The organism is Acinetobacter sp. UBA3132, assembly GCF_002364825.1.
Lineage (GTDB): Bacteria > Pseudomonadota > Gammaproteobacteria > Pseudomonadales > Moraxellaceae > Acinetobacter > Acinetobacter schindleri.
Genome location: NZ_DEZM01000165.1, coordinates 1 through 4,774 on the forward strand (window position 1 = coordinate 1; position 4,774 = coordinate 4,774).

A 4,774-nucleotide genomic window follows, 5' to 3' on the forward strand; every position below is an offset into this window, starting at 1 on the left:
ATCATTTTTTGATTTATGAAAAAGATCTATTTTAATTTTCTCTTTTAAGGGATATCAAAAAAGGGCAATGCTGCCCTTTTATGTATGCTAAATAATTTATTTCACTTTAGTCTTGCGAATCATTTTATACAGCATCTTCGGTGAAATACGTGAAACCATTACGCCCAGTTTTTCTTTCTTGCCACCGACCACAATATATTCCTCGCCCTGCTGTAATGCCCTCACCGTCTGTTTAGCAAAATCATCAGCCTCTAAACCATTTTCAATTGCTTCATCCTGCTTGGCTTGCGGTTTGCCTTCACCATTTAAGGCATTAAAAGAGACATTGGTTTTGACAAAGCCCGGGAAAATCACTGAGACCTGAATACCCTGATCCGCCACTTCAGCACGCAGGCTGTTCGCCCACATATGTATTGCACCTTTGGCAGCGGAATAAGATGCGCGATACTGTGTCCCCAGCAAACCTGCTACACTGGAAATAAATGCAATACGTCCAGACTGCTGTTTCAAGAAAGTTGGCAAGACCGTTTTAGTCAAAAACACCTGCGAGAAATAATCCACTTCCATAATGGCGCGTTCAGTCTGCATGGTAGTATCAGCAATCAAGGCACGCTGACTTAAACCGGCATTATTGATCAGCCAGTCAATCCGGCCTTTATTTTCCAAAACCTTGGCATAGGCTTTTTCCACCTGAGTTTCATCGGTAATGTCAGCAATGACAGACAGATGCTGATCAGGATTGGGCAAACTGAGACGCACATTTTCCAGTTCTTCAAAACGGCGTGCCGTTAAAACTACCTGCGCTCCCTGTGATGCACATTCCTGCGCGACTGCCTTGCCAATTCCTGAAGATGCACCCGTGATCCAGACCACTTTTCCATTTAAACTTTCCAGCTTTGCCATTGATCCCTCTATCTCTTTTAAATATCCGATGTCTGTTTTACTTCATCTTCTAAAAACGCTAAAAAATGCTCAAAGTAATGACTGATGGTCGGCGCATCATACAGGCTTCCCAACTTGTCAAAACGCTTATAACCGAGCTGTGTAGTTAAATTAATCACACCATTCAGGGTTTTATCAACCACCATATTGAACTTCAGCATGTTTTTGGGTTGACGTACCAGATGGGTAACCCCCTGATCCACTACTTCAATAAAGGTCTTTAAGGCAGGTGAAACACAGTGATGATTGCCACTTTCCATTTCTTTTACATAGCCGAGTAATTCGATCGCCAGCGTCTTCTGAATAGGATAACGCACGTAATAATCGCCTTCAATTTCATGGGTCATTTCATAAAGATAATTCACCATTGGAATCAGCCGTTCATTGCCAAAAAATGATACTGACCATGGCATATATTTACGTGTAGTCTCGACAATTTGCTGGACCACTTTTTCAGACTCGCGGTCCGCAGAATTTGAAAGACGCGCAAGGCGGCCAAAGACCTGATCGATAATTTCGCAGGCAATATCTGTCAGGTTTTCACCCAGGGCTTTGGATAGACTGGTTTGATCACCACTATTGAGACGGGAATGAATATCGCGGAAACGATAGTGAGTTTCTGGCTGTATTTTCAGGGAAATGTTATAGCTCATCTTCTTATCCTTAATATTCATCTTGTTATTTAAATTTTGTGATGAGTTGTCTGGCGCTTTTGCTATCATACGATGAGTTCAGCTTACTGCCAATTGCTTAAGGTTTGCTTTTGGTTAAGCTGCCGCAGGTGCAATTTTTTTTGCTACAATAGACGCAATTTTTTATCCACTTTTGATCTGTTCGAACTATGACTGATTCAGCGCAAAATATTGCTACAACTTACGATCCGACCGAGATCGAGAAAAAATGGTACCAAACCTGGGAAGAGCGCGGTTACTTCAAGCCGTCTGAAAAAGGCGAGTCTTTCTGTATCATGATTCCGCCACCAAACGTCACCGGTAGCTTGCACATGGGTCATGGTTTTAACAATGCCATCATGGATGCCTTAACCCGTTATAACCGTATGTCAGGTAAAAATACACTTTGGCAGCCGGGTACTGACCACGCAGGTATTGCAACGCAAATGGTGGTAGAGCGTCAGTTGGGTGCGCAAGGCATCAGCCGTCATGACCTAGGGCGTGAAAAGTTCATCGAAAAAGTATGGGAATGGAAAGAACAATCTGGCGGTAACATTACCCGTCAAATCCGTCGCCTAGGTTCTTCAGTTGACTGGTCACGTGAACGCTTCACCATGGATGAAGGTCTATCTAACGCAGTGAAAGAAGTGTTCGTTAAACTTCATGAAGAAGGTCTGATTTACCGCGGTAAACGCTTGGTGAACTGGGACCCTAAACTGCAAACTGCCCTGTCTGACCTGGAAGTTGAGTCTGATAAAGAAGAACAAGGTTCGCTGTGGCACTTCAAATATTTCTTTGAAGATAAGTCACTTCGTACGCACGATGGTAAAGATCATATCGTTGTGGCAACGACTCGTCCTGAAACTTTGCTCGGTGATACGGCGGTTGCGGTTGCGCTTGATGATGAACGTTATGCACACTTGGTCGGACAAAACATCATTCTGCCAATCACAGGTCGTGCTGTTCCAATCGTCAAAGATGAATATGTAGACAAAGAATTCGGTACAGGCTGTGTGAAAATCACCCCTGCACACGACTTCAATGACTATGAAGTGGGTAAGCGTTGCGAATTGCCTATCATCAACATCTTCAACAAAAATGCTGAAGTGTTGGCTGAATTTGAATACATCGCAAAAGCGGGCGAGCAAATTTCTAAAACGATTCCTGCGCCTGCAGACTATATTGGTTTAGAGCGTTTTGAAGCACGTAAAAAGCTCGTTGAACAAGCTGAATCTGAAGGTTGGTTAGACCAAATTCAACCGTACACCTTGAAACCACCTCGCGGTGACCGTTCAGGCGTAATCGTTGAGCCGTTATTGACTGACCAATGGTATGTGAAGATTGCGCCACTTGCGAAACCTGCAATTGAAGCGGTTCAAGATGGTCGTATCAAGTTCGTTCCTGAGCAGTACAGCAACATGTATATGGCGTGGATGAACAACATTCAAGACTGGTGTATCTCACGTCAATTGTGGTGGGGTCACCGTATCCCTGCTTGGTATGATGCACAAGGTAATGTCTTTGTGGGTCGTGACGAAGCTGAAGTGCGTGCGAAAAACAACATTCCTGCCGATGTTGAGTTGAACCAAGACGAAGACGTATTGGATACATGGTTCTCATCTGGTCTTTGGACATTCTCAACTTTAGGTTGGACTGGCGACGAAGCGAAAGATAAAGAAAACTATTTCTTAAATACCTTCCACCCAACTGATGTATTGGTAACAGGTTTCGACATCATCTTCTTCTGGGTTGCTCGTATGATTATGCTTACGATGCACTTCATGAAAAATGAAGATGGTACACCTCAAGTACCGTTCAAAACTGTGTATGTACATGGTTTGGTACGTGATGGTGAAGGTCAGAAGATGTCTAAATCTAAGGGTAATGTCCTTGACCCACTCGATTTGATCGACGGTGTTGATCTTGAAACTTTAGTACAAAAACGTACCACAGGTTTGATGAATCCGAAACAAGCGGCGAAGATTGAAAAATCAACCCGTAAAGAATTCCCTGAAGGGATTCAATCTTACGGTACAGATGCGGTTCGTTTCACATTCTGTGCGCTTGCGAACACAGGTCGTGACATTAAGTTCGACATGAAACGTGTTGAAGGCTACCGTAACTTTGCCAACAAAATCTGGAACGCAACGCGTTTCGTGATGATGAATGTCGAAGGTCAAACGATTGGTTCAGAAGCACGTCAAGACCTTTGGGAATTGCCTGAACAATGGATCGTGAGCCGTCTACAAAAAGCGGAACAAGCGGTGCAAACAGCATTTGCAACCTACCGTTTAGACTTGGCTGCGCAAGCGATTTACGAGTTCATCTGGAATGAATACTGTGACTGGTATGTGGAATTAACCAAACCGGTTCTGAACGATGAAAATGTGTCTGAAGAGCGTAAAGCTGAAGTACGTCGTGTTCTTCTTTCTGTGATGGAAGCGTCTTTACGTTTGGCTCATCCATTGATGCCGTACCTTACAGAAGAAATCTGGCAAACGCTTGCACCGAAACTGAACATTGTTGGCGAAACAATTATGTTGGCGCAATACCCAGTTGCTGATCAAACGCTCATCAATGACCAAGCTGAAGCAGATATGCAATGGTTACAAGGTTTGATTGGTGCGGTGCGTAACATCCGTGGTGAGATGGGTCTAGGTAATGCTCGCTTGTTGCCTGTTCTACTTCAAAACACGACTGATGCGGAAAAAGCACAGATTGCTCGTATTGAACCGTTGTTTAAAGCATTGGCAAAAGTTGAAAGCATTACTTTCCTCGCGGATGCTGAACAACCACCATTGTCTTCTTCATCTGTAGTCGGTCATGTGTCTGTATTTGTTCCAATGAAGGGCTTAATTGACCCGAAAGCGGAATTGGGTCGTTTGCAAAAAGACTTAGACAAGGTTCAAAAACAGCATGACCAAATTGCAACTAAACTGTCTAACGAAGGTTTTGTGGCAAAAGCACCTGCGGCTGTGGTTGAAGGTGAGAAAGTAAAACTTGCTGAATTTGCTGATCAGTTAGCGAAGATTAAAGCGAATATGGAGCAAATTGCGGCGCTTTAATGCTGTAATTTGATTCAAAAAAATTCCCTCTTAGTGAGGGGATTTTTATATAATATTTATATAGTTATATATATAATCAAAAAAAATAAATGAGTA

At 43.2% G+C, this 4,774-nt stretch carries 3 protein-coding genes; 1 reads left to right on the forward strand and 2 read right to left on the reverse strand.

Translation table 11 applies throughout. The features are described from left to right. Positions 1 to 96 precede the first annotated feature (96 nt). Entirely contained in the window at positions 97 to 903 is an 807-nt protein-coding gene (locus B4033_RS08900; protein ID WP_286833281.1) for an SDR family oxidoreductase, read from the reverse strand. 17 nt (positions 904 to 920) lie between these two features. Continuing rightward, on the reverse strand, positions 921 to 1,595 hold the full coding sequence (locus tag B4033_RS08905) for a hypothetical protein (RefSeq protein WP_008305002.1): 675 nt from the start codon (positions 1,593 to 1,595) through the stop codon (positions 921 to 923). 188 nt (positions 1,596 to 1,783) lie between these two features. On the opposite strand from B4033_RS08905, the gene B4033_RS08910 reads away from it, so the two are divergent. Next, positions 1,784 to 4,678 carry a valine--tRNA ligase gene (locus B4033_RS08910; protein ID WP_286833282.1) on the forward strand — a complete coding sequence of 965 codons (2,895 nt, stop codon included), beginning with the start codon at positions 1,784 to 1,786 and terminating at the stop codon, positions 4,676 to 4,678. The last annotated feature ends 96 nt before the right edge of the window (positions 4,679 to 4,774 follow it).

Excerpts from the sequence above, each read along its gene's own strand:
- B4033_RS08900 (WP_286833281.1), bottom strand. The coding sequence starts at position 903 with ATGGCAAAGCTGGAAAGTTTAAATGGAAAAGTGGTCTGGATCACGGGT.
- B4033_RS08905 (WP_008305002.1), bottom strand. The coding sequence starts at position 1,595 with ATGAGCTATAACATTTCCCTGAAAATACAGCCAGAAACTCACTATCGT.
- B4033_RS08910 (WP_286833282.1), top strand. The coding sequence starts at position 1,784 with ATGACTGATTCAGCGCAAAATATTGCTACAACTTACGATCCGACCGAG.